Raw genomic sequence first — 25,764 nt, forward strand, 5'->3', positions numbered from 1 at the left:
GCGTGATTCCCGCCGATGCGCCGGCCGCCGCGACGCGCGCGGGCGAGCATGTTCCTTCCCATCCGGGCCGAGATTCAGCACAATGGCCGTAGGACGTGTGGGGGCGCGGACGAACTCGTCACCACTGCACCCGAACTTGTTCGAGGGAAGGCAGAGATGACCGACACCGCGAATCGCACGGAGCCCGCGACCGACGGCCCTCTCGCGTCCACGTTGCTCTCGATGGGGCGATTCCTGCGGCCCGGCACCTTCTCGGCCGACCAGCGCACGGTGACCCTCGAGGGCGGTCGCCAGGGCGACGTCTTCTACCGCGACCGCTGGTCGCACGACAAGGTGGTGCGCTCGACGCACGGCGTTAACTGCACGGGCTCCTGCTCGTGGAAGGTCTACGTCAAGGACGGCATCATCACCTGGGAGACCCAGCAGACCGACTATCCGAGCGTCGGCCCCGACTCCCCCGAGTACGAGCCCCGCGGATGCCCCAGGGGCGCCGCCTTCAGCTGGTACACGTACTCGCCGACGCGGGTCCGATACCCGTACATCCGCGACGTGCTGGCCGCGGCGTACCGCCAGGCCAAGGCGCGCACGGGCGACCCGGTGCTCGCGTGGGCCGAGATCGTGGGCGACCCAGAGACATCCGCGATCTACAAGCGGGCACGCGGCAAGGGCGGGCTCGTGCGCACCACGTGGGACGAGGCCGCCGAGATCGTCGCCGCCGCCCACGTGCACACGATCAAGACGTACGGCCCCGACCGCATCGCCGGGTTCTCGCCGATCCCGGCCATGTCGATGGTCTCGCACGGCGCGGGCGCGCGGTTCATGAACCTCATCGGCGGCACGATGCTCTCGTTCTACGACTGGTACGCCGACCTGCCGGTCGCGAGCCCGCAGGTCTTCGGCGACCAGACCGACGTGCCCGAGTCGGCCGACTGGTGGAACTCGACGTACCTCATGATGTGGGGCTCGAACGTGCCGGTCACGCGCACACCCGACGCGCACTTCATGACCGAGGCGCGCTACCGCGGGCAGAAGGTCATCACGGTCTCGCCCGACTACGCCGACAACACGAAGTTCGCCGACGAGTGGCTCGCACCGCACCCCGGCACCGACGCGGCCCTCGCGATGGCGATGGGGCACGTGATCCTCAAGGAGTTCCTCGTCGACCGGCGCACCGAGCGATTCGCCGACTACCTCAAGCGCTACGCAGACGCGCCGTACCTCGTGACGCTCGAGCCGCATGAGGCGGGGCTCGTCCCGGGCAAGTTCCTCACCGCCTCCGACCTCGGCGGGGCGGATGCCGCGGCCGAGCACGCGAACTTCAAGACCGTCCTGCTCGACGCGGACGGCACCCCCGTCGTGCCGAACGGCTCGATCGGGCACCGATACGCGGCATCCGACATGGGCTCGTGGAACCTCGACCTCGGAGAGGTCGACCCGGCCCTCTCGATCGCCGACCTGCCGACCTGGGCGGGCGCCGCGGCCGAGGTCTCGCTGCCGCGCTTCGACCTCGCGCCCGAACCCGGCGCCGAGCACCAGGGCGGGGCGGGCGGCATCCGTCGCGGCGTTCCGGTGACGACCGTCGCGGGCCGCACGGTCACGACCGTGTTCGACCTGCTGCTCGCGCAGTACGGCGTGGGCCGCGACGGACTGCCGGGCGAGTGGCCGACCGGCTACGACGACGCGTCCTCGCCCGGAACCCCCGCATGGCAGGAGGAGATCACCTCGGTGCCCGCCGCGCAGGCCGCGCGCATCGGCCGCGAGTTCGCCGACAACGCCGAGCAGAGCGGCGGCCGCTCGATGATCCTCATGGGCGCGGGCACGAACCACTGGTTCCACTCCGACACGATCTACCGCACGTTCCTCGCACTGACGACGATGACCGGCTGCCAGGGCGTCAACGGCGGTGGCTGGGCGCACTACGTCGGGCAGGAGAAGGTGCGACCGGTCACCGGCTACAACCAGTACGGCGGAGCCGCGGACTGGGTGCGCCCGCCGCGTGCGATGATCGGCACGGCGTTCTGGTACCTCGCGACCGACCAGTGGCGCTACGACGGCATGCCCGCCGACGCGCTCGCCTCGCCGCTCGGCTCCGGGCTGTTCGCGGGCCGCACCACGGCCGACTGCCTCGTCGAGTCCGCCAAGCGCGGGTGGATGCCGAGCTACCCGACGTTCGACCGCAACCCGCTCGACCTCGTCGACGAGGCGGATGCCGCGGGCAAGGAGCCCGCGCAGCACGTCATCGACTCCCTGAACGACGGGTCGCTGAAGTTCGCCTGCGAGGACCCCGACGACCCGGCGAACTTCCCGCGGATCGTCACGGTCTGGCGTGCGAACATCCTCGGCTCCTCCGGCAAGGGCAACGAGTACTTCCTGAAGCACCTGCTCGGCACCGACTCGGCCGTGCGCGCGAGCGAGTCAGAACCCGGGCGGCGTCCCGAGTCGATGACCTGGCGCGACGAGGCCCCGCGCGGCAAGCTCGACCTGCTCGTGACCGCCGACTTCCGCATGACGAGCACGACGCTGTTCTCCGACATCGTGCTGCCGGCCGCGACCTGGTACGAGAAGCACGACCTCTCGTCGACCGATATGCACCCGTTCGTGCACTCGTTCAGCCCGGCGATCGACCCGCCGTGGCAGACGCGCACCGACTTCGACCTGTTCCACACCATCGCCAAGCGCTTCAGCGAGCTCGCGGCCGTGCACCTCGGCGTGCGCCGCGACCTCGTGGCGGCGCCGCTGCAGCACGACACCCCCGACGCGATGGCCACGCCGCACGGCACGGTCGTCGACGGGGCCCCGCTCGTGCCGGGCGTCACGATGCCGAAGCTCATCGTGGTCGAGCGCGACTACCCCGCGATCGCCGCGCGCCTCGGAGCGCTCGGCCCGCTCACGGCCAAGGTCGGCATGACGACGAAGGGCATCACCTACGACCCGACGCCCGAGCTCGCCGACCTCGCGCGTCGCAACGGCACCGTCGCCGACGGGCCGACCGCCGGCATGACGCGCCTCGACACCGACGTGAAGGTCTGCGAGATGATCCTCGCGCTCTCGGGCACCACGAACGGCCGACTCGCGGTGCAGGGCTTCCGCAAGCTCGAGCAGCACACGGGCCAGCGCATCGCCCAGCTCGCCGAGGACCACGAGGGCTCGCACATCTCGTTCGCCGACGTGCAGGCCAGGCCCGTCTCGGTCATCACGAGCCCCGAATGGTCGGGCTCCGAGCACGGCGGACGCCGCTACACGGCCTTCTCGATCAACGTCGAGCATCTCAAGCCGTGGCACACCCTCACCGGGCGCATGCACTTCTTCCTCGACCACGACTGGATGACCGAGCTCGGCGAGCAGCTGCCCGTCTACCGGCCGCCACTCGACCTGCACCGACTCTTCGCCGACCCCGTGCCCGGGTCGAGGGCGCCGACCGGCGACCCCGCGGCATCCGGTCATGCCGAGGTCGCGGTGCGCTACCTGACCCCGCACTCGAAGTGGTCGATCCACTCCGAGTACCAGGACAACCTCTTCATGCTCTCGCTCTCGCGGGGCGGGCCGACGATCTGGATGAGCCCGCAGGACGCCGACAAGATCGGCGTCCGCGACAACGAGTGGATCGAGTCGTACAACCGCAACGGCGTCGTGGTCGCCCGGGCGATCGTGTCGCACCGCATGCCGGAGGGCACGGTGTACATGTACCACGCGAAGGATCGAACGGTCGACGTGCCGCGCACCGAGACGAGCGGCCAGCGCGGCGGCATCCACAACTCGCTGACGCGCATCCTGCTGAAGCCGAGCCACCTGATCGGCGGCTACGCGCAGCTCGCGTTCGCGTTCAACTACCTCGGCCCGACGGGCAACCAGCGAGACGAAGTCACGGTCATCCGCCGACGCGCCCAGGAGGTCGAGTACTGATGAAGGTCATGGCTCAGATGTCGATGGTCATGAACCTCGACAAGTGCATCGGATGCCACACCTGCAGCGTCACCTGCAAGCAGGCGTGGACCAACCGCACCGGCGTCGAGTACGTGTGGTTCAACAACGTCGAGACCAGGCCCGGCATCGGCTACCCGCGCGGCTACGAGGACCAGGAGAAGTGGAAGGGCGGCTGGGAGCGCACGAAGCGCGGCCGGCTGAAGCTCAAGGCGGGCGGGCGGTTCTCGAAGATCGCGCACATCTTCTCGAACCCGAAGCTGCCCGAGATCCAGGACTACTACGAGCCGTGGACGTACGAGTACGACATGCTGCTGAACTCCCCGGCGAGCGCGAACATCCCGGTGGCCAAGCCCAAGAGCCTGCTCACGGGCGACGACATGGCGATCAAGTGGTCGGCGAACTGGGACGACAACCTCGGCGGCTCGCAGGAGACGGCGTCGGCCGACCCGATCCTGCAGCACATGAGCGAGCACGTGGCCATGGAGTTCGAGCAGACCTTCATGTTCTACCTGCCGCGCATCTGCGAGCACTGCCTGAACCCGTCGTGCGTGGCGTCCTGCCCGTCGGGCGCGATGTACAAGCGCGTCGAGGACGGCATCGTGCTCGTCGATCAGGACGCGTGCCGCGGCTGGCGCATGTGCGTCTCGGGCTGCCCGTACAAGAAGGTCTACTTCAACCACAAGACCGGCAAGGCCGAGAAGTGCACGCTCTGCTACCCGCGCCTCGAGGTCGGCCTGCCGACCGTCTGCTCCGAGACCTGCGTCGGGCGCCTGCGCTACCTCGGACTCGTCCTCTACGACGCCGACCGGGTGGCCGCGGCCGCCTCGGTCGAGAACGAGCACGACCTGCTCGAGGCGCAGCGCGACGTCTTCCTCGACCCGCACGACCCGGCGGTCATCGCCGCGGCGCGCGCCGAGGGCATCCCAGAGGACTGGATCGACGCAGCCCAGCGCAGCCCGATCCACAAGCTCATCCAGGAGTACCGGGTCGCGCTGCCGCTGCACCCCGAGTACCGCACGATGCCCATGGTCTGGTACATCCCGCCGCTCTCGCCGGTCGTCGACGTGGTCGCCGACTCGGGCGCCGACGGCGAGGACGTGCGCAACCTCTTCGCCGCGATCGACAAGCTCCGCATCCCCATGGAGTACCTCGCCGGGCTGTTCACGGCGGGCGACGTCGACCCGGTCGCGCGGTCGCTCAAGCGGCTCGCGGCCATGCGCTCGTACATGCGCGACGTGAACCTCTCCGAGACGCGCAACGAGCACATCGCCGAAGCCGTCGACATGACCGGCGCGAAGATCGAGGAGATGTACCGCCTCCTCGCGATCGCGAAGTACGACGACCGGTACGTGATCCCGACGGCGCACGTCGAGCAGGCGCGCGAACTCGAGGAGATCGCGTGCTCGCTCGACTACGAGGGCGGCCCGGGCATGGGCGGCGCTGGTCCGTTCGGTTCGTCGAGCGGCCAGCCGGTGCCGGTCGCGGTCGAGAACTTCCACGTGCTGAAGAACCGCCAGACGGCCGACAGGCCGTCGACCCCCGGCAGGGTCAACCTGCTCAACTGGGACGGCAACGGCACCCCGCCCACCGGCATGTTCCCGCCGAAGAGCTCCGAATGAGCAGCATCCTCGCCCCGCAGATCCGGGTGCGCAACGCTCCGGAACCCGCCAAGGCGGTGCGGATGTCGCGCGCCGACCGCGCACGCACGCAGATGATCGTGTCGCTGCTGCTCGACTACCCCGATGCGGGTCTCGACGAGAAGCTGCCGGTGCTGCGGGCCGAGGCGCTCACCCTGCCCGCGCCCGTGCGCGACGCCCTCGTGACCTACATCGACGTGACGGCGCTCACCGAGCCCGCCGAGCGCGAACGCCGCTACGTGGCGACGTTCGACCTCAAGCGCAAGTGCTGCATGTACCTGACGTACTACCAGGCCGGCGACACCCGCAAGCGCGGAGGGGCGCTCGTGGCGTTCATCGAGGCGTACCGGGAGGCCGGGTGGGAGCTCGCCTCCGACGAGCTCCCCGACTACCTGCCCGCGGTGCTCGAGTTCGCGGCGCGCAGCGATTCGCCGATCGCCGACCGGCTGCTGTCGGCGCACCGCGAGGGCATCGAGGTGCTGCGGGCTGCCCTGCTGTCGGTCGGCAGCCCGTACGCACGGCTCATGGAAGTGGTGGGCATGTCGCTCGCCGAGATCGACGAGGCCACGCGCGAGCGCGTGCTGCGCCTCATCAACGAGGGGCCGCCCGCCGAGACCGTCGGCATCGGCGGACCGGTGGAGCTGCCGCCGTTCATCCCGGTCGGCCGCCCGAGCGAGGAGATGCGCTGATGAGTCCGCTCGACGTGCTGCTGTGGGTCGCGTTCCCGTACGCCGCATTCGCGGTGTTCGTGCTCGGCCACATCTGGCGCTATCGCTACGACAAGTTCGGCTGGACGACGCGGTCGAGCCAGACCTACGAGAACCGCCTGCTGCGCTGGGGCTCACCGATGTTCCACCTCGGCATCCTGTTCGTGCTCGCCGGCCACGTCGTCGGGCTCCTCATCCCGGCCGAGTGGCTGGAGGCGATCGGCGTCGACGAGCACATCTACCACATCGGTGCGACCGTGCTCGGGTCGGCGGCCGCGCTGCTCACGATCGCCGGGCTCATCATCCTGATCTACCGGCGTCGCAGCATCGGCCCGGTGTTCCTCGCGACGACGCGCATGGACAAGACGATGTACGTCTTCCTCGGCGCGACGATCCTCTTCGGCACGGTCGCGACCGTCATGTACCAGGTGCTCGGCCCGGGCTACGAGTACCGGGGCACGGTCTCGCCGTGGCTGCGGAGCCTCATCTTCCTCCAGCCGGAGCCCGAGCTCATGGCGGGCGTGCCGCTCGCATTCCAACTGCACGTGCTCTGCGCAACGGCCCTGTTCGCACTCTGGCCGTTCACGCGCCTCGTGCACGTGTTCTCGGCACCGGTCGGATACTTCTTCCGCCCGTACATCGTCTACCGCTCGCGCGACGCCGGCCGCTCGAACCGCCCCACCCGCCGCGGCTGGGAGCCCGTCGCCACCCCTCAGGACGCGAAGAAGGCCGCCAAGGCCCGGCGCTGACCCGTCGCCACCCCCGCGGTCGCCACCCACCGGTCGAGGAGCGAAGCATCTCGAGGCCGGCGCCCGTCGCCTCCTCCACAGGACGAACCTTCGCTCGCCGGCCGCACCACCGTCTCGCACCGTTCATCGCGCTCGGCCCCGCGCGGCAGCATCCCCTTCAGAACACCCGGCACTCCGGCACTCCGGCACTCCGGCACCGTGTTCTCGAACGAACCCCCGCCTACCCGAGGAGCCGACCCGGAGATGACCGACCACTCCCTGAAAGCCGATGCGGAGACCGGCCGATTGGTGAGCGACCTCGCTTACCTGCTGGGCACGACCAAGAAGCGGATTCTCGCCGAGGCGGTGGCAGCGTACGCGGCACCTCGATTGCCCGCCTCTCGCGAACGACGACCCTTTCTGGATCTGCCCGTCCGTCAGCGTCTCATTCTGCGGCGCGACGAGCTGCTCCGGGCGTTCGAAGCCCACGGGGCATCCGATGTTCGGCTCATCGGGCCGTTCGCAGCAGGAGAGGACGTCGACCTCGTCGAGATCCTCGCAGAGACAGACATCATGATGGGCGGCGACGCAGTGGACGTGCTCGCCGGTGTGGCGCGCGAGATCCTGGCGACACGCGTCGAGGTCACCTCGGCGACCGCAGCCGCGTTCTCCGACCCCGAGTTCCTGAAGCGGCTCCGCGCCGAGTCGACCCCGCTCTGAGCAGCGTCCGCCGCACACCGAACCCGCCGGTCGAGGAGCGAAGCGTCTCGAGGCCGGCGCCCGCACGCCACACCGCCCTCGAGCCTCGGCTCAGAGGTTGACCCACTCGGTCGTGCCGCCGTCGAGGTGCTGCCGCTTCCAGATGGGCGTGTGCTCCTTGATGCGGTCGACGAGCAGCGCGCACGCGGCGAACGCCTCGGCCCGATGCGGTGCGGCGACGGAGGCCACGAGCGCGACGTCTCCGACCGTGAGCGCACCGATGCGGTGGGCGGCGGCGACCCGCAGGCCGGTCTCGACCGCGACCTGCGCGAGCGTCTCGCGCAGGAACTCCTCCGCCGCCGGGTGCGCCTCGTAGTCGAGCGCGGTGACCGATTCACCGTGGTCGTGGTCTCGGATCACGCCCTCGAAGGTGACGAGCGCGCCGTTCTCGGCCGAACGCACGAAGGCCTCGATCTCGGCCCGGTCGAGCGGATCGGTGCCGATGCGGGCGAAGACCTCGGGCGCGGTCGAATCGGTCTCAGGCATCGCGGGCTCCTTCGGCATGCACGGTGGCCGTGGGCGGCACGATCGAGTGCGGGGCCGGGTGCGGCGTGGGATGGGGTGCGGGGTGCGGGACCGGCCGAGGTGCGGCGTCGGCACGCGGCGCGTGGTCGCCGCCCGCGATCTGGTCGACGAGGTGCGGCAGCAGATCGGCGAGCACCGCGAGCCCGTCGGCGACGCCGCCGCGCGATCCGGGCAGGTTCACCACGATCGTGCGCCCGGCGATGCCTGCGCGCGCCCGGCTGAGCGCGGCCATCGGAGTCGCCGCGCGACCCGCTGCACGGATCGCCTCGGCGACCCCGGGCAGCTCCTGGTCGAGCACGGCCAGCGTGGCCTCGGGCGTGCGGTCGCCGGGGTTCACCCCGGTGCCTCCCGTGGTGATGAGCACGGTGGGCGAACCCGCGACCGCGCCGCGCACGGCGTCGGCGATGTCGGCGTCGGCCACCACGACGGGCGCCGGAACGCCGTATCCGCGCGCACGCAGCCACTCGACGATCGCGGGGCCCGTCGTATCGGGCGCCTCCCCGGCAGCGGCCCTGGTCGACGCCACGAGCACGATCGCCCGACGGCCGCCCGCGGCATCCGCCTCGTCGCCCTGCGACACGGCCGAACCGTCGGAGGGTGCATCGCCGACGGTCGGCTCGCCCGCGGCATCCGCTCGCCAGACGCCGCGCTTGCCGCCGCGCTTCTCGACCAGCCGGATGCCGCCGGTCTGCGCGGCCGGATCGACGGCCTTGACCATGTCGTGCAGGGTGAGCGCCGCGACCGCGACCGCCGTGAGGGCCTCCATCTCGATGCCCGTGCGCGCGGTCGTCGAAACGGTCGCGCGGATCGTGACCGCGGACGCCTCGAACCCGAAGTCGATCGACACCGCGTCGAGCGGCACGATGTGGGCGAGCGGAATCAGCTCGCTCGTGCGCTTCGCGGCCTGGATGCCGGCGATGCGCGCCGTGGGCAGCACGTCGGCCTTCTTCAGCGCGTCGCCCTGCACGAGCGCGACCACCTCGGCGGTCGTGTCGAGCCGCCCCTCTGCGATCGCGACCCGCCGCGTGACGGGCTTGCCGCCGACGTCGACCATGCGGGCCCGGCCGTCGTCGTCGAGATGCGTGAGCGGGTTCATACCCTCACGCTAGCGCGTGCAGGAGAACGACCGACGGGCCGCGAACGCCGATGCAGCGTTCGCGACCCGTCGGTCGGTGCGCGGATCCGGGCTTCGGATCCGCGTGGGTCAGGCCGCGACCGGAGCTGCGCGCACGAGTGCGCGGACCGACGTCGTACGCCGCCTCGCGACGGCGATCGTCGTCACGCCGAACGAGAGCACGGCCCAGACCGCGAGCCCGACGAAGGCCGCGCCGACGCCGGCCGTCGAGGTCAGCGCCGAGACCATGCCGTTGTAGGCGGGTGCCGTGGGCAGCAGGGCCGCGAAATCGGCAAGGACGCCGGGCACGGTCGAGACGACCCCCGTCGCCACGGCGAGCACCCCGATGAGCGCCGAGACCCAGCGACCAGCGCCGCCGAACGCGGCGATGAGCCCCTGGTTGACGGCGGCGAAGGCGACGCCCGCGGCGACGCAGAGCGAGGCGAACACGAGCCACTCGCCCACGTCGTACGACGCGGCGAGCTGCACGACGCCCGCAACGAGCACGCCCTGCAGCGCACCGAGCGCTGCGGCCGGGGCGAACCCGCGCAGGGCGAGCATCGCCGAGGGGGCCCGCGAGGTCAGCGCGCGACGCGACACGGCCTGCAGCACGACGAAGGTCGCGAGGCCGCCGAACCAGAGTGCGAGGGTCGCGAGCAGCGGAATCGCGGATGCCCCGAACAGCGAGCTGCCCGCACCGTCGGCTGCGACCGGGTCGGCCACGACCGAGGCGAGGCTCTGCGCCTCGGAGTCGGTGTACGACGGCACGGCTTCGGACGCCGTGCGGAGGCCCGTCGCGAGTTCACCGGTGCCGTCGGCGAGCGACTGCACGCCGGTCGCGAGCGTGCCTGCCCCGGTGGCGAGCTGGTCGGCGCCCGAGCTCAGCTGCGTCGCGCCGTCGCCGAGCGCGCGGGCGCCGTCGGCCGACTGCGTGGTGCCTGCGGAGAGCTGGGTCAGGCCGGCCGCGAGCTCGTCGGTCTTGGCGGCGATCTCGGTGAGGCCGGCGCTCGTGCCGGAGGTGAGGGCGGTGACGCCCGCCGCAGTCGGTGTGGCGTTTCCGCTCGCGATCGCCGCGCTCTCCGCCGTCGATCCGGCGATCGGCGCGGTCGTGGCAGCGGTCGACGCAGCAACGGCGAGGTCGTCGCAGAACTGCTTGCCGCTGCTCACCGGGTCGCATTGAGCAGCCAGCGCGCCGAGCGATTGTGCGAGGACGCCGACATTCGTGGCCACAGTCAGCGAACCCTTCGCTGCATCTTCGGCGTTCGAGGCCGCATCGTCGGCTGCCTTGACGAGTTTCGGATTGTTCACGCCGCCCGCCACTTCGCGGATCGCGCCTGCGAGCGCGCCCGCGCCAGAGGCCGACGCGCCCGTGCCGCCGGCGATGGTGTCGAGACCGCTGCCGAGTTCGCCGGCGCCGGTCGCGATGCCGGTCGCGCCGGTCGCGAGCTGGGTCGCCCCGCCCGGCAGCGCGGCCGCGCCGTCGGCTGCGCTCTGCGCGCCGTCGGCGAGCTTCGCGGCGCCGTCGGCGGCCGTGCCGAGCTGCGTGCCGAGGTCGGTGAACCCGACGAACACGTTCTCGAGGTACGTGGTCGAGAGCTGCTCGCCGAGCACCGAGGTCGCGGTCTGCGCGACCTGCGCGGTGATCGCGTCGTCGACGACGAGGCTGTCGGGCGGCGTCGAGACCTTGATCGTCGCTCGCTCGGGCGTTCCGCCGGGGGCGGTCGAGGTCGCGGCCGCCGAGAAGTTCTCGGGGATCGTGATGACGGCGGCGTACGTGCCGTCGGCGAGGCCGGCCTTCGCGTCCTCGGTGTTCGAGAGGGTCCAGGTGAGGTTCGCGTCGTCCTCGCCCGTTCCCTCGACGAGGCCGGCGGTCAGCTGACGGCCGAGCGGCACGAGCTGGTCGTCGATCGTGACCGGTTCGTCGTTGTTCACGATCGCCGCGTTGAGTTCGCCGAGGCGTTCGGTCGGGTTGTAGAGCGCGGCGACGAGGATGCCGCCGATCACGACGGGCAGCATCAGCACGCCGATGATCGTGAGCCAGGTGACGGGCCGCTTGGAGCGCGCGCGTTCGATGGGGAGGGTCATGCGTTCACCTCGGTGGTCGAGTGTGCGGAGGCGGGCGCGAGGGGCGCCGCGAGTTCGATGGCGGGGGCGTCGGGGTGGCCGGCGGCGGCGAGCAGCGGGAGTGCGTTCGCCGCGTCGCCGGTCGAGACCACGACGGTGACGGATGCCTCGAGCGAGGCGTCCCAGAGCAGGGAGGCGAGCCGATCGCGGGTCGCCGCGTCGGTGACGTGGTCGACGCCGTCGATGACGACGATGCGGGCACGACCGCGCAGGGCCCTGCGCAGCTCGACGACGGGATCCTCGGCCTCGGCGAGCAGCGCGACGCCCACGTGCGCGCGCACCCACGCCGAGCGCCCGGGCAGCAGGTGGCCGGCGACGCGCAGGCGTCCGCCGGTCGAGTCGATGCGTCCGGCGAGGGTCAGCAGCATGGCGCGCGCGGCGATCTCGTCGGACGCGGTGACGATGAGCGCGCCGCCGGGCTCGACGCGCAGACCCACGCCCTCGAAGACGGTGACGTCGCGCTCGACGAGCGAGAGGTCGCTGGCCACGATCGCCGCGGTGGTCTCGGGCTCGGGCCAATCGGCGAGCGCGCGCTCGCGCTCGACGGCCTCGCCCTCGATGTCGAAGTGCGGCAGCAGGCGGTCGAGCCACTTGGGCAGCCACCATGCCTTGTCGCCGAGCAGCGCCATGACGGCGGGCACGAGCGTCATGCGCACGATGAACGCGTCGATCGCGATGCCCACTGAGAGGCCGAGCGCGATGGGCTTGAGCGACGAGTCGCCCTCCGGCACGAACGCGGCGAACACCGCGAACATGATGACCGCCGCGGCGGTGACGACGCGCGCCGAGGCGGTGAAGCCCGAGCGCACGGCGCCGAGCGCGATGTCGCGCGGCTGGCGGCTCGAGTGCCCGTCGAGGGCACGGCGGGCGTGCACGTAGTCCTCGCGCATGCGGCTGACGAGGAACACCTGGTAGTCCATGGCGAGGCCGAACAGCACGCCCATGGCGACGATCGGCATGAAGCTGATGATCGGTCCGACCTTGGTCACGTGCAGCAGGTCGGCGCCCCAGCCCCATTCGAAGACCGCGGCGACGACGCCGAAGGCTGCGACGACCGAGAGCAGGTAGCCGGCGGCGGCGGTGATCGGCACCCAGATCGAGCGGAACACGATCGCGAGCAGGATGAGCGACAGGCCCACGACGAACAGGCCGAAGGGCACGAGGGCCGCGCCGAGGCGGTCGGAGATGTCGATCGCGACGGCGGTGAAGCCCGTGACCTTGAGGTCGATGCCGTATTCGTCGAGGAAGTGGTCGTGGAGTCCGCGCAGCTCGCGCACGAGGTCGGCGGTGGCGGGGTCGTCGGGCGCGGTGGTCGGGATGACCTGCACGATGCCGGTGTCGGCCGTCTCGTTGGGGGTCGAGAGGGCGACGGTCTCGACGCCGGGCAGCGTGGCGATCTCGTCGCCGAGGTCCTCCATGAGGCCGAGCGGGTCGGTCGAGGTCACGATGGTTCCGGTGAGCACGAGCGGGCCGTTGAAGCCGGGCCCGAAGTGCTCGGCGACGAGGTCGTACGACACGCGGGCGGGGTCGTCCTTCGGCAGCATGCCGGCGTTCGGCAGGGCGAGCGCGAGGCTCGCGGCCGGGATCGCGACGATGCCGAGGCTCAGCACCACGGCGACGGTCGTGACGATCGGATGCCGCGTCACGAGTCCGACCCAGCGCGTGGCGAATCCGCGACGAGCGGCCGTCCCGGTCGTAGCTTGGCCCTGCTGATCGGTCGGAGCTCCGGATGCCGCGTGCGACCCACCGTCCGACGGACCGCCGGCTGCGACATCCGCCCCATGCTGCTTCGCACGCTGCTGCTGCGCCGCCCGCCGACGGCCGCGCGGCTCGCGGCGCTTCCATCCGACGACGCGACGCTTGACGAACCCGAGGAACGCGGGCGTGAGGGTGATGGCGACGAGCACGGCGATGGCCACCGAGACCGCGGCGGCGATGCCCATGACCGTGAGGAAGGGGATGTTCGCGAAGCCGAGTCCGATGAGCGCGATGAGCACCGTGATGCCGGCGAAGACGACGGCCGAGCCGGCGGTGCCGGTCGCGCGGGCGGCGGACTCCTCGGGGTCTTCACCTGCCCTCACCTGGTCCTGATGTCGGGCCATGATGAACAGCGCGTAGTCGATGCCGACCGCGAGGCCGAGCATGAGCGCGAGCAGCGGGGTCGTCGACGAGATGATCGCGAACGCCGTCGAGAGCATGATGAGCGAGAGCGAGAGGGCGACGCCGATGATCGCGGAGGCGAGCGGCAGCCCGGCCATCCTGATCGAGCGGAACGTGACGATGAGCACGAAGAGCGCGATGAGCAGGCCCACGCCCTCGGTGAGCGTGATGCCCGGCACCGACAGCGCGAAGAGGTCGCCGCCGAGCACGACCTGCGTGCCATCGGGCAGCGACGCGCCGAGCTCGTCGGTCATCTCGTGCAGCTGCGTCTTGGTGGATTCGGGGACGTCGGTCGCCTCGCCGTCGAACTGCAGGCGCACGAGCGCCGCCGTCTCGTCGTCGGAGATGATGCCCGTGACCATCTCGTCGTACGGGTCGGTCACGGCGAGCACGCCGTCAAGGCCCTCGATGTCGGTGATCGTCTGCTCGATGCCGGTCTTGAAGTCGTCGTCCTCGACGCTCGACCCGTCGGGCGCGACGACGATGAACTGCGCGCTCGTGCCGCTGGCCTGCGGGAACGAGCGGTTCAGCTGTTCGAGGCCCGCCTGCGCCTCGGTGCCGGGAATCGAGAAGCTGTTGCTCGTGCCCTTGCCGAAGAGGGCGAACGCGCCTCCCGCGATGACGAGCAGGAGCAGCCACGAGACGAGCACGCGCCACGGGTGGCGATACGACCAGCGGCCGAGCGAGTAGAGCAGAGTGGACAAGGCAGCGCCTCCGAGCCGGATGTCAGGACAGTTCGATACAGCGCTGTATCCGATACGTAGTTGTATCGTAGATCGGGGAGGGCCTGCAAACCTGTGGCCTTCATGTGAATACGGGGGTTGAATGGCAGCCATGGTCGAGTCCGCAGTGACCGCGCCGCGCAGTCGCGAGAACACACGGCGCAAGCTGCTCGACGCCGCAGCGCAGGTGTTCGCCGAGGTCGGGCTCGCCGCGGCATCCGTCGAGGCCGTGTGCGACCGCGCCGGGTTCACGCGCGGTGCGTTCTACTCCAACTTCGAGTCGAAGGACGAGCTGTTCCTCGAGCTCGCGGGTCGCGTGACCCGCGGCCGCGTCGACGCGGTCACCGCGCGCGTCGCCGAGCTCGAATGCGACGGCGCGTTCGCCTCGAGCCACACCGACGTCTTCGAGATCCTCGATCAGGTGCTGGATGTCTCGGCCGACGACCGGCTCGGCGTGCTCCTCATGAGCGAGATCCGCATCCACGCGCTGCGAAGCCCCGAGATGGCGGCCGCGTATCTCGAGCAGGAGGCCGAGATGCAGCGCAGCGTCGCCCAGATCGTGACCGACATCGGGCGGGCCAAGGGCATCACCTTCCGCGTCTCCGCGCTCGAGGCCGCCCGCGTGATGCTGCTCGTCTGGGAGGGCAGCGCCGTGCGCGCGGCCATCGCCGGGGCGAACGCCGATCGCATCCATCGTTCGACGAGCACCGAGCTCGCGCTCGTCGCGCAACTGGTGATCGACGATCCGGCAGCGGCCTACGACGAGGACGACAGCGACGAAGACGGCGAAGGCGAAGGCGAAGAGGAGTAGGGCCGCCCTCCACGGCGGCCCGCGCACTCAGAGCGCGATGGTCTCCACGACGGCGCCGGCCGCGAGCTCGGTGACCTCCTCGGGCACCACGATCAGCAGGTCGGATGCCGCGAGCCCCGCCACGAGGTGCGACCCGGGCCCGCCCACGAGTACCGCCCGACCCTCGCCGTCGCGCCGTCCGCGCAGGAACTGACGGCGTCCGGCGATCGACACGATGGGCTCCGCGAGCGGGATCGAGGCGACGGATGCGGCGGGCAGCCCCGCGATCGCACGCAGGGTGGGTGCGACGAAGAGCTCGAACGAGAGCTGTGCGCTGACGGGGTTGCCAGGGAACCCGATCACGGGCATGCCGCGGTAGGCGGCCGCGGCCTGCGGACCGCCCGGCTGCATCGCGACCGCGCCGACCCAGGCGCCGAGCGGCTCGAGCAGTTCGCGCACGACCTCGTAGGCGCCCTGGGAGATGCCACCGCTCGTGATCACGAGCTCGGCGCCCGCGCCGCGCGCCGCGTCGAGTTCGGCGCGCAGCTGCTCGACGTCGTCGCGCACGCGGGCCTCGAACACCACGACCGCACCGGCCGCGCGAACGGCCGCGGCGAGCGCGACGCCGTTCGCATCGGGGATCTCCCCCGCTCCGAGCGCGGAGCCCGGGGCCACGAGCTCGCTACCGGTGCTGACGACGGCGACCCGCACCCGCTCGCGCACGAGGAGTTCGGTGAGACCGGATGCCGCGGCCGCCGCGAGATGGCGCGAGCCGAGCTTCAGGCCGGGCGGCAGCACGTCGTCGCCCTCGGCGAGATCGGAGCCCGCCTCGCGCACGTACTCCCCCGCGGCACGAGCGCGGAGGACGCGCACGGCGTGGGCCCCGTCCGCCTCGCCCGCCTGGCCCGCCGGCTCGGTGTCCTCGACGGGCACCACGGCGTCGGCTCCATCGGGCACCTGCGCGCCGGTCATGATGCGCACGGCGGTTCCGGGCACGAGGGGCGACGGAAGGCCGGGCGCGGCCGCGACCTCGCCCACGACGGGCAGCGTCACCGGCGCATCGGTCGCGCCCGCGACATCCGCCGCTCGCACGGCGAAGCCGTCCATCTGCGCGTTGCGGAACGGCGGCAGGGCGATGGGGGACTCGACGGGTGAGGCCGTGATGCGGCCGAGCGCGTCGGCGACGGCGACCCGCTCGGTGGGTCGCGCGCCGAGCCCGGAGAGCAGCGAGCGCACGAACGAGGCGTGCTCCTCGACGCTCGAGCGCGCGCTCATCGACGGGTTCCCGGCGATCGGCCTTCGGTGGGGGCTGCAGGCGTGCTGGTCATCCCCCGATTCTCGCAGGCGCACCGCCGCATGCGGAGGCCGCGTGCATGATCTGCGGATGCACTAGCGTGGAAGTTCCGCGAATACGGGAGAGACCATGACACAGTTCCGCATCAGCGAAGCGGCAGCCCTGCTCGGGGTGAGCGACGACACGGTGCGCCGCTGGGCCGACCAGGGCCGCATCACGCTCGCGCGCGGCGCGAACGGCATGCAGGTGGTCGAGGGCACCGAACTCGTCGGGCTCATGACCGACCACGCCGGCGGCAGCGCGCTCGCCGACGCCTTCCCGCTCGCACGCACGTCCGCCCGCAACCACTTCATCGGCCTCGTGACCGCAGTGCAGCGCGACGGCGTCATGGCGCAGGTCGAACTGCAGGCCGGCCCCTTCCGAATCGTCTCGCTCATGAGCCGCGAGGCCGCAGACGAACTCGGCCTCGAACCCGGGGTGCTCGCCGCGGCGAGCGCGAAGGCCACCGTCGTCACGATCGAACTGCCAGAAGGAGCCAAGCCATGACCCGAACTCCCCGCACGACCCTCCGCGCCGCGACCGGCCTCGCCGCTGCCGCGCTCGTCGCGCTCGCCCTCGCCGGGTGCGCGACGAGCGGCGGCGACGAGGACCCGAACGCGTCGACGCCGCCGACCGAGTCCACCGTGAATCTCGAAGCCGCCGAGGTCACCGTGCTCGCCGCGGCCTCCCTGACCGAGGCGTTCGACGACCTCGCGACGCAGTTCGAGGCCGCGAACCCGAGTGTCGAGATCACCGTGAGCTACGGGGGCAGCGGTGCGCTCGCGACGCAGATCATCGAGGGCGCCCCGGCCGACGTGTTCGCCTCGGCGGCCGAGGCCCCCATGCAGCAGGTCGTCGACGCCGGGCTCGCGACCGATCCCGTGGTCTTCGCCACGAACACGCTCGAACTCGTGGTGCCGGCCGGCAACCCGGCGGGCGTGACCGGGCTCGACGACCTCGCGAACCCCGACTTGCGCATCGCGCTCTGCGACGAGTCGGTGCCGTGCGGCGCGGCCTCCGCGAAGCTGCTCGCGAACGAAGGCATCACGCCGGCGCCCGACACGCTCGAGTCCGACGTGAAGGCCGTGCTCACCAAGGTCTCGCTCGGCGAGGTCGACGCGGCGCTCGTCTACCGCACCGACGTGCAGGCGGCCGGCGACGACGTCGAGGGCATCAAGGTGCCTGCTGCGGCCGACGTCGTGAATCGCTATCCGATCGCCGCGATCACCGACCCGTCCTCCGACGCCTCCGACGCGCAGATCGCGGCCGCCGCGGCGTTCGTCGCCTTCGTCACGGGCGACGCCGGTCGCGAGACGCTCGACGCGTACGGCTTCGGCACCCCGTAGTGGCTCGGGCGGCAGCACGCAGCACCGGGCGCCTCGCCTGGCCGGTCACCGCGATCGCCGTCGTAGCGCTCGCGGTGCTCGTGCTGCCGCTCGTCGCGCTCGTGGTGCGCGCACCATGGGCCGACCTCCCCGAACTGCTCGCGAGCAGCGCCGTGCTCGACGCGCTCGTGCTCTCGTTCACCACGGCGATCGTCGCGACGGCGATCTGCCTCGTGCTCGGCATCCCGCTCGCCGCGCTCATCGCACACGCCGAGGCCTGGCCCACGGTTCCCCGCCGGCTGCTGCGCGCGGCCGTGACGGTCCCGCTGGTGCTCCCGCCCGTCGTCGGCGGCATCGCACTGCTCATGCTCCTCGGCCGTCGCGGCCTCATCGGGCACTGGCTCGACGAGACGTTCGGCATCACGATCCCGTTCACGACGGGGGCCGTGGTCATCGCGCAGGTGTTCGTCGCGCTGCCGTTCCTCGTGTTCGCGGTCGAGGGGGCGCTGCGCTCCTCCGACCGGCGCACCGAACTCGCCGCAGCCACGCTCGGGGCCTCCCGCTGGCAGGTGTTCCGCCACGTGACGCTGCCCCTCGTGGCACCCGGAGTCGCCGCCGGCGGCGTGCTCTGCTTCACGCGTGCGCTCGGCGAGTTCGGCGCGACCATCACCTTCGCGGGTTCGCTGCCCGGCACCACGCGCACGCTCCCGATCGCGAGCTACCTCGCCATGCAGACCGACCCCGACGAGGCCGTGGCGCTCGCGCTGCTGCTGCTCGCCGTCTCGGTGCTCGTGCTGCTGACCCTTCGCGACCGATGGCTTCCGGGGGCGACCGCGTGAACATCGATCCTCGAGCTTCGGATGCCGCGGACGGCCGCCCCGACCACGGCGACCGTTCCGGCGGGCCTGCGCGGGCCGGGGGGCGCGCCCGACCGGGGGCGGCCGGCGCGCCCGACCGTCCGGGCCTCAGCGTCGACGTCTCGCTCAGCTTCGGCGAGACGCGCATCGCCGCGGCATTCGAGGTGCAGCCCGGATTCCCGCTCGCGATCATCGGGCCGAACGGCGCGGGCAAGTCGAGCCTGCTCTCCGCGATCGCCGGACTCGTGCCGCTCGACTCGGGCGAGATCGCGATCGGCTCGCGACGCGTCGACGGCCTCCCGTCCGAACAGCGTCGGGTCGGCATGGTGTTCCAGGACTACGTGCTCTTCCCGCATCTGAACGTGCGCGACAACGTCGCGTTCGCGGCCCGCATGCGGGGCTCGCGCGCAGCCGCCCGCGCGGCGGCCCAGCCCTGGCTCGAACGCTACGACCTCGTGGCCCTCGCCGATCGACTGCCCTCGGAGCTCTCCGGCGGGCAGCGCCAGCGCGCAGCTCTCGCCCGTGCGCTCGCGGCCGAGCCCGACGTGCTCCTGCTCGACGAACCGATGTCGGCCCTCGACGTCGAGGTGCGCGCGGAGATGCGCGCCGAGCTCGCGACGCACGTGCGCGACTTCGGCGGCGCGACCGTGCTCGTCACGCACAGTCCGGCCGATGCGGCCCGGCTCGCGGACTCCGTGCTCGTGCTCGAGCACGGGCGGGTCACCCAGCGAGGCACGCTCGAGGCGATTCGCGCAGACCCGGCGACGCCGTACGTGCGGCGCCTGCTCGCGGCATCCGACGACTGAGGTCGCCTACCGCGGCGTGTCGAACCGCGTCGCGACCGGCGCCTGGAACTCGACCTCGACCCACTCGTCGATGTCGAAGTCGAGCTCGAGCACCGCGCACGTGGGCATCTCGCCGATCGACTCGGTGAGGTCGTACGCGAGGTCGGCCATGCCGGGGTTGTGCGCCACGATCATGGCCCGCACGACCTCGTCGTCGAGTTCGCCGACGACGCGCAGGATCGTCTGGGGCGATGACCCGTACAGTCGGTCGTCGAGTTCGACGGATGCCGCGTCGAGGCCGAGCTCGGTCGCGATGAGCTTCGCCGTGGTCTGCGCCCGCAGCGCGGTGCTCGACACGATCGCATCGGGGATCGCCCCGCGCTCGCGCAGCCGAACGCCCATGGCGGGAGCGTCGCGCAGCCCGCGGTCGTTCAGCGGGCGGTCGTGATCGGCGAGCCCGGGCTGGCCCCAGTCGGACTTCGCGTGGCGCACGAGCATGAGCGTCTTCATGCGCCGAGTCTGCCACCGCGCACCGATGCCGGCCACCGACCGCGGCCGATGCGTTCGGCGGCAGCCCGACAGGTCTCTCAGCCGGCCGCTCAGCCAGCCGCTCAGCCGGCCGCGCTGCAGGCCGCTCAGTCGGCCGTTCGGCGCTGTCGCGACGAGAGTCCCGCGGCGAACTCGAGCACGCACAGCGCGGCGAGCCGAACGGTGCGCTGGTCGGCGGCATCGGTCGTCGCATCGATCTCGACGAGGTCGGCGCTGCGCACCAGCGGGTCGGATGCCGCCGCCCGCACGAGCGCGCGCAGCTCCCACGCCGCGAGACCGCCCGGAACCGAGGCGGGGCAGGCCGGAGCGACCGAACGGTCGCACACGTCGACGTCGACGTCGAGGTGCACGGGTCCGCCGGCGGCTCCGGCGATGGCGAGCGCCTCGGCTATGACGTCGCTCGGCGAACGGTGGTGCAGCTCGTCGCGGTGGATCACCGTGATGCCGAGGTCCCGGGCGCGCCGTGCATAGGCGGCGGAGTTCGCGAAGTCGGCGATGCCGATCTGCACGATGCGCGTCGGATCGAGACCGACCTCGACGAGCCGGCGCACCGGGGATCCGTTCGAAACCCCGTCGCGCAGGTCGTAGTGGGCGTCGATCGTGACGAGGCCCGCCCGCCCGAGGTCGTCGCCCCACGCGCCGAGCGCCGTCGCGACCGTCACCGAGTTGTCGCCGCCGAGCGCCATGAGCGTTGCGGATCGTTCCAGCGCGGAGGCGACGGTCGCCCGGGTGCGCGCCTCCCCGTCGGGCCCGTCGGGCTCGTGGATGTCGCCGGCATCGGCGATCGCGAGTCCGCCCTCGCCCGAGCCGTCAAGCTCGAGCACCCCTCTGCCCAAGGCGCGATCTGGCATCAGCGCCGGGCTGTACCGCCGCAGCGCGTCGCGGATCGCGGCGGGCGTCGCGTGCGCGTTCGTCGCCGACAGCGACGTTCGCCAGGCCGGGACCCCCAGGATCGCCAGGTCCACGGATGCCGCGGCGCCCGTCTCATCGAGGGCGGGCCAGGCGCCGGCGCGCGGCCAGCTCGGGTCGTGCGACAACGAGGACATGCCAGCACGCTACCGAGCGCGCGGGCCTGCCGTCGCGGCATCCGCCCCGCTTCTCGTCTGCGATCCCGGACGACGTGCCGGTCGAGGAGCGAAGCGCCCCCCACGCCGGTCGCGGAGCGAAGCGCTCCCCACGCCGGTCGAGGAGCGAAGCGTCTCGAGACCAGCGCCGGCGCACCGCCCTCAGCCCCGCAACGCCGCGAGCAGCTCCCGCTCCCGCCCAGCCGAGAGCCCGGCCCTGCGCTCGCGATCGAGCCCTTGTGCGCGTTCCCACGCGAGCGTCTCCTCGAGCAGCTGTTCGAGCGGGCGAAGTGCGAGCCCCGCAGCCTTCGCCGCCGCGTTCGACCGGTCCTGGAACGCGCGCCACTCGGGGTCGCGGATCCACAGCGGCAGCGATTCGGGCCCGGACCACTCCGCGACGCCCTGATCGGCCAGCCACTGCGGCGACGCCGCGACGACCTCACCTCCGTAACCGGCTACGGTGGTTGCAGCCTCGAGCAGCTCGCCGAACGTACCCCGGTCGCCGACCGCGTTGAACGCACCCGACGTGCCGCGCTCCGCCTGGTCGAGCACGAACCGCACGAGGTCCTCGACGTGGATCGCCTGAGCCGCATCGTCGAGCACGTCGGGCACGAGCACCGGGCCTCCGTCGCGGGCCGCGCGCGCGGCCCGCGCGACCCAGTACCCGCTGCGACCGGAAGCGTCGCCCGGGCCGGCGATGAGTCCGGGCCTGATCGCCAGGAACCGCGCAGCGAACGCCTCGCCGTACGCGCGCTCGATCGCCGACTTCGCCTCCCCGTACGTTTCGGGCGTCGACTCGTCGGCCTCGAGCGGAGGCAGCAGTGCGGCGCGCTCGTCGGCGCCGGGTTCGTTCTGCGCGGCGTAGACGTTGCCCGACGAGATGAAGGTCAGATGCCCGACCGCATCCGTGAGCGCGACGGCCGCCGCGCGAGCGTGACCGGGTTGACGAGTGACATCGATCGCCGCATCCCAGGTGCGTCCGGCCACGTCGGCGTACGCATCGGGCGCCGAACGATCGGCCCGCACGAGTTCGGCACCCTCGGCGACCCCGCCCGACTCCCCGCGCGCGAGGCACACCACGCGGTGCCCCCGGGCCACCGCCTCCGTCGCGAGCGAGCGTCCGAGCCATTGCGTACCGCCGAGGATGAGCAGGTCCATGCCGTCATCCCACCACAGGGCGGATGCCGCGGACACCCGTGTTCACGCACCGCGAACCGAACGATTCGCCTCAGATCGCATCGCGTGCATCGACGGCCGTGATAGGCAAGAGGGTATGGGCAGGATCACCGCACGGACGCGGGTCACCAGAATCACGGTCGGCGGCCGCACGAGTCGCCGAGACGACCTCCTCGCGGTCGAGGAACCGCTCGAGATCCGCGTCGGGCGCGAACCCCTCGCGGTCACGATGCGCACGCCGGGCCACGACGTCGACCTCGCGGTCGGCTTCCTCGTCTCCGAGGGCGTGATCTCACGGGGCGACCAGATCGCCGGCGCGATCCACTGCGCCGGAGCCGACGGCGAGAACACCTACAACGTCCTCGACCTCACGCTCGCCGCCGGCGTACCCCGGCCCGATGCCACTGCACAGCGCAACACGTACGTGTCGAGCTCGTGCGGCGTCTGCGGCAAGGCGAGCATCGAGGCCGTGCACACGCGCACCGCGCATCCGGTCGACGACGCCGACCTGCGTGTCGACGCCGGGCTGCTCGCGCGCTTCCCCGACCGGCTGCGCGCCGGGCAGGAGATCTTCGAGAAGACCGGCGGCCTGCACGCGGCCGCCCTCTTCGACGGCCGCACCGGCGAGATGATCGTGCTCCGAGAAGACATCGGGCGGCACAACGCCGTCGACAAGGTCATCGGCTGGGCCGCACGCGAGGGGCTGCTCCCGCTGCGCGGCATGGTGCTGCAGGTGTCGGGGCGCGCGAGCTTCGAACTCACGCAGAAGGCGTCGATGGCCGGCATCCCGATCCTCGCCGCGGTCTCCGCGCCGTCGTCGCTCGCGGTCGAGCACGCGCAGCAGGCCGGCATCACGCTCGTCGGCTTCATGCGCGGCGACTCGATGGTCGTCTATTCGGGTGACGGTCGCATCATCGAGCGCCATGAGCCGGATGCCGCGACCGCCGTTGCATCCACGACCGACCATCTGACGGCGGGCTGACGTGGCCACCGATCCGACGATCGACGTCGCTCCCGATCTCTATCCCCAGCTCGAGGTCGGCCAGAACAAGTCCTGGGCGGTCGGCGCTCCCGGCATCCTGCACTCCATGGAGCCCGCCCTGAAGCAGATGGGTCTCTCCCGCACGGCCCGACTCGCCCTGGCGATCAACCAGAAGGACGGCTTCGACTGCATGAGCTGCGCGTGGCCCGATCCCGGCCACCGCAACGTGCTCGAGTTCTGCGAGAACGGCATGAAGGCCACGACCTGGGAGGCGACGCCGATCACGGTGCCGCGCTCGTTCTGGGCCGAGAACTCCCTCACGTCCCTGCTCGATCGCGGCGAGTACTGGCTCGGTCAGCAGGGGCGCCTCACCGAGCCGGTCTACAAGCCGGCCGGTTCGGATCACTACGAACCCATCTCGTGGGATGCCGCGTTCGACCTCGTCGCGCAACACCTCGACGCCCTCGACTCGCCCGACCGGGCCGCCTTCTACACGAGCGGCCGTGCGTCGAACGAAGCCGCGTTCCTCTACCAGCTCTTCGTGCGGGCGCTCGGAACGAACAACCTGCCCGACTGCTCGAACATGTGCCACGAGTCCACGGGCACCGCGCTCGGGGCGACGATCGGCATCGGCAAGTCGACGATCGCCTACGACGACTTCGGCAAGGCCGACCTCGTGATCGTCATGGGCCAGAACCCCGGCACGAACCATCCCCGCATGCTGAGCGCGCTCGAGGAGACGAAGCGCAACGGCGGGCGCGTCATCTCGGTGAACGTCCTGCCAGAGGCCGGACTCGTGCGCTACAAGAATCCGCAGAAGGTGCGCGGACTCATCGGCAAAGGCACGGTCATCGCCGACCGCTTCCTGCAGATCCGCGCCGGAGGCGACATGGCGCTCCTCCAGGCCGTGTCCAAGCGCGTGCTCGACGCCGAGGCGGCGGCCCCCGGAACCGTGCTCGACCACGCGTTCCTCGCGGAGCACACCGTCGGACTCGACGCGCTGCGCGAGCACCTCGCGGATCTCGACGAAGCCGCGGTCGCGGCCGCCACCGGCCTCCCCGTCGAAGACGTCGACGCCCTCGCAGCGGAGTACCTCGCCGCCGACCGCGTCATCATCACGTGGGCCATGGGGCTCACCCAGCAGAAGAAGGGCGTCGCGACGATCAAGGAGATCGTCAACCTCCTGCTGCTGCGCGGCAACATCGGCAAGCCCGGCGCCGGCGCCTCGCCGATCCGCGGACACAGCAATGTGCAGGGCGACCGCACGATGGGCATCTGGGAACGCATGCCCGAGAGCTTCCTCTCGGCGCTCGAGCGGGAGTTCGCCTTCCCGGTGCCGCGCAAGCACGGCGCGGATGCCCTGCAGACGGTGCACGGACTCCGCGACGGCGACATCGACGTGTTCATCGCGCTGGGCGGCAACTTCGTCGGCGCCATCTCGGACACCGCCGTCGCCGAAGCCGCGATGCGCGGCGCGAAGCTCACCGTGCAGGTCTCGACGAAGCTCAACCGATCGCACGTCGTGACGGGGGAGGAGGCGCTGATCCTGCCCACCCTCGGACGAACCGAGATCGACCTGCAGGGCGGCGTGCCGCAGTTCGTGTCCGTCGAGGACAGCGTCTGCGCGGTGCACGCGAGCCACGGAGCGATCCCGCCCGTCGCCGATGGACTGCTCTCCGAGATCGCGATCGTGTGTCGACTCGCGGATGCGACGCTCGGCGCCCGCCACGGCATCCCCTGGAGGGAGTTCGAGGCCGACTACGACCGGATCCGCGACCGCATCGCGCGCGTGGTGCCCGGCTTCTCGACGTTCAACGTGGACGTCCGCCGCAAGGGCGGCTTCATCCTGCCGAACGGACCGCGCGACGAGCGCCGCTTCGACACGGTCGCCGGCAAGGCCATGATCACGGTGAACGAGCTCGAGCACATCGAGCGCCCGGCCGGCCGGCTGATCCTGCAGACCCTCCGGTCGCACGACCAGTTCAACACCACGATCTACAGCCTCAACGACCGCTATCGCGGCATCAAGCGCGGACGCGACGTGGTGTTCGTGCACCCCGACGACCTGGTCGAGCTCGGCCTGGACGACGGAGCCCGGGTCGACGTGGTGAGCGAGTGGCCCGGACAGCCCGATCGCGTGCTCGCGAACCAGCGTGTCGTGTCGTACCCCACCGCACGCGGATGCGCGGCCGCCTACTACCCCGAGGCGAACGTGCTCGTGCCGCTCGAGAGCGCGGCCGAGGAATCGAACACCCCCGTCTCGAAGGCCGTGATCGTGCGTCTCGAGCCGCGCAGCTGACCACTCGACGGCAGCACCACCCGTGAACGCACGAAGGGCCGCCCCATCGGGGCGGCCCTTCTGCACACCTCCGGAGAGGTGAGTGGTGTGTTAAATGCGAAGAGCCGCCCACGTGGTGGGCGGCTCTTCGGTAATGGTTGTCCGGCGGTGTCCTACTCTCCCACAGGGTCCCCCCTGCAGTACCATCGGCGCTGCGAGTCTTAG

At 71.6% G+C, this 25,764-nt stretch carries 20 protein-coding genes; 12 read left to right on the forward strand and 8 right to left on the reverse strand.

Features of this window, described 5'->3' with window-relative positions; genetic code table 11:
- Positions 1 to 156: 156 nt before the first annotated feature.
- The 5 genes from GQR16_RS19155 to GQR16_RS19175 all read left to right on the forward strand — a co-directional run bounded on the left by GQR16_RS19155 (position 157) and on the right by GQR16_RS19175 (position 7,716).
- Positions 157 to 3,903, forward strand: coding sequence for a nitrate reductase subunit alpha (locus GQR16_RS19155; RefSeq protein ID WP_157416771.1), 3,747 nt, complete (start codon positions 157 to 159; stop codon positions 3,901 to 3,903).
- Positions 3,903 to 5,543: a nitrate reductase subunit beta gene (gene narH / locus GQR16_RS19160; protein WP_157416772.1), complete on the forward strand. Its 1,641-nt coding sequence runs from the start codon at positions 3,903 to 3,905 to the stop codon at positions 5,541 to 5,543. The genes GQR16_RS19155 and narH overlap by 1 nt, the downstream gene beginning before the upstream one ends.
- A complete protein-coding gene (gene narJ, locus GQR16_RS19165; protein ID WP_157416773.1) occupies positions 5,540 to 6,250 on the forward strand; it encodes a nitrate reductase molybdenum cofactor assembly chaperone in 711 nt (236 codons plus the stop codon). The genes narH and narJ overlap by 4 nt, the downstream gene beginning before the upstream one ends.
- Entirely contained in the window at positions 6,250 to 7,017 is a 768-nt protein-coding gene (narI, locus tag GQR16_RS19170) for a respiratory nitrate reductase subunit gamma (protein ID WP_157416774.1), read from the forward strand. The genes narJ and narI overlap by 1 nt, the downstream gene beginning before the upstream one ends.
- Positions 7,018 to 7,260: 243 nt before the next feature.
- Positions 7,261 to 7,716 (forward strand): hypothetical protein, encoded by a 456-nt coding sequence (locus tag GQR16_RS19175; protein WP_157416775.1) that lies wholly within the window; start codon positions 7,261 to 7,263, stop codon positions 7,714 to 7,716.
- 90 nt (positions 7,717 to 7,806) lie between these two features.
- On the opposite strand, the gene GQR16_RS19180 is transcribed toward GQR16_RS19175, so the two are convergent.
- The 4 genes from GQR16_RS19180 to GQR16_RS19195 form a co-directional block, all read right to left on the reverse strand.
- Positions 7,807 to 8,241: a molybdenum cofactor biosynthesis protein MoaE gene (locus GQR16_RS19180; protein WP_157416776.1), complete on the reverse strand. Its 435-nt coding sequence runs from the start codon at positions 8,239 to 8,241 to the stop codon at positions 7,807 to 7,809.
- Positions 8,234 to 9,376, reverse strand: a complete 1,143-nt coding sequence (gene moaCB / locus GQR16_RS19185; protein ID WP_157416777.1) for a bifunctional molybdenum cofactor biosynthesis protein MoaC/MoaB — start codon at positions 9,374 to 9,376, stop codon at positions 8,234 to 8,236. Before moaCB ends, GQR16_RS19180 begins: the two co-directional genes overlap by 8 nt.
- A gap of 108 nt (positions 9,377 to 9,484) precedes the next feature.
- Complete coding sequence (locus GQR16_RS19190) at positions 9,485 to 11,479, reverse strand: YhgE/Pip family protein (protein WP_157416778.1); 1,995 nt, start codon at positions 11,477 to 11,479, stop codon at positions 9,485 to 9,487.
- Positions 11,476 to 14,382 (reverse strand): MMPL family transporter, encoded by a 2,907-nt coding sequence (locus tag GQR16_RS19195; RefSeq protein WP_157416779.1) that lies wholly within the window; start codon positions 14,380 to 14,382, stop codon positions 11,476 to 11,478. Before GQR16_RS19195 ends, GQR16_RS19190 begins: the two co-directional genes overlap by 4 nt.
- 130 nt (positions 14,383 to 14,512) lie before the next feature.
- Here GQR16_RS19195 and GQR16_RS19200 point away from each other — a divergent pair, with 130 nt between their 5' ends.
- Positions 14,513 to 15,211: a TetR/AcrR family transcriptional regulator gene (locus tag GQR16_RS19200; protein WP_157416780.1), complete on the forward strand. Its 699-nt coding sequence runs from the start codon at positions 14,513 to 14,515 to the stop codon at positions 15,209 to 15,211.
- Between the two features lie 27 nt (positions 15,212 to 15,238).
- On the opposite strand, the gene GQR16_RS19205 is transcribed toward GQR16_RS19200, so the two are convergent.
- Positions 15,239 to 16,465 (reverse strand): molybdopterin molybdotransferase MoeA, encoded by a 1,227-nt coding sequence (locus tag GQR16_RS19205; RefSeq protein WP_157416781.1) that lies wholly within the window; start codon positions 16,463 to 16,465, stop codon positions 15,239 to 15,241.
- Between the two features lie 148 nt (positions 16,466 to 16,613).
- Here GQR16_RS19205 and GQR16_RS19210 point away from each other — a divergent pair, with 148 nt between their 5' ends.
- The 4 genes from GQR16_RS19210 to GQR16_RS19225 are packed head-to-tail and all read left to right on the forward strand — an operon-like array spanning position 16,614 to position 19,511.
- Positions 16,614 to 17,030, forward strand: a complete 417-nt coding sequence (locus GQR16_RS19210; RefSeq protein WP_157416782.1) for a TOBE domain-containing protein — start codon at positions 16,614 to 16,616, stop codon at positions 17,028 to 17,030.
- Positions 17,027 to 17,869 (forward strand): molybdate ABC transporter substrate-binding protein, encoded by an 843-nt coding sequence (modA, locus tag GQR16_RS19815; protein WP_157416783.1) that lies wholly within the window; start codon positions 17,027 to 17,029, stop codon positions 17,867 to 17,869. Before GQR16_RS19210 ends, modA begins: the two co-directional genes overlap by 4 nt.
- Positions 17,869 to 18,687: an ABC transporter permease gene (locus GQR16_RS19220; protein ID WP_157416784.1), complete on the forward strand. Its 819-nt coding sequence runs from the start codon at positions 17,869 to 17,871 to the stop codon at positions 18,685 to 18,687. The genes modA and GQR16_RS19220 overlap by 1 nt, the downstream gene beginning before the upstream one ends.
- Positions 18,663 to 19,511, forward strand: a complete 849-nt coding sequence (locus GQR16_RS19225; RefSeq protein WP_157416785.1) for an ABC transporter ATP-binding protein — start codon at positions 18,663 to 18,665, stop codon at positions 19,509 to 19,511. The genes GQR16_RS19220 and GQR16_RS19225 overlap by 25 nt, the downstream gene beginning before the upstream one ends.
- Before the next feature lie 6 nt (positions 19,512 to 19,517).
- On the opposite strand, the gene GQR16_RS19230 is transcribed toward GQR16_RS19225, so the two are convergent.
- From GQR16_RS19230 to GQR16_RS19240, 3 genes are all read right to left on the reverse strand, one after another.
- Positions 19,518 to 20,000 carry a SixA phosphatase family protein gene (locus GQR16_RS19230; protein ID WP_157416786.1) on the reverse strand — a complete coding sequence of 161 codons (483 nt, stop codon included), beginning with the start codon at positions 19,998 to 20,000 and terminating at the stop codon, positions 19,518 to 19,520.
- 125 nt (positions 20,001 to 20,125) lie between these two features.
- Positions 20,126 to 21,085: an arginase family protein gene (locus GQR16_RS19235; protein WP_157416787.1), complete on the reverse strand. Its 960-nt coding sequence runs from the start codon at positions 21,083 to 21,085 to the stop codon at positions 20,126 to 20,128.
- A 180-nt stretch (positions 21,086 to 21,265) separates the two neighbouring features.
- On the reverse strand, positions 21,266 to 22,261 hold the full coding sequence (locus tag GQR16_RS19240) for an NAD-dependent epimerase/dehydratase family protein (protein WP_157416788.1): 996 nt from the start codon (positions 22,259 to 22,261) through the stop codon (positions 21,266 to 21,268).
- 115 nt (positions 22,262 to 22,376) lie between these two features.
- Between GQR16_RS19240 and fdhD the strand changes: the two genes are divergently transcribed.
- Positions 22,377 to 23,261 carry a formate dehydrogenase accessory sulfurtransferase FdhD gene (gene fdhD, locus GQR16_RS19245; RefSeq protein WP_157416789.1) on the forward strand — a complete coding sequence of 295 codons (885 nt, stop codon included), beginning with the start codon at positions 22,377 to 22,379 and terminating at the stop codon, positions 23,259 to 23,261.
- 1 nt (position 23,262) lies between these two features.
- On the forward strand, positions 23,263 to 25,560 hold the full coding sequence (locus tag GQR16_RS19250) for an FdhF/YdeP family oxidoreductase (protein ID WP_157416790.1): 2,298 nt from the start codon (positions 23,263 to 23,265) through the stop codon (positions 25,558 to 25,560).
- Positions 25,561 to 25,764 lie beyond the last annotated feature (204 nt).

Origin of the sequence: Agromyces allii (assembly GCF_009749385.1) — a bacterium.
GTDB lineage: Bacteria > Actinomycetota > Actinomycetes > Actinomycetales > Microbacteriaceae > Agromyces > Agromyces allii.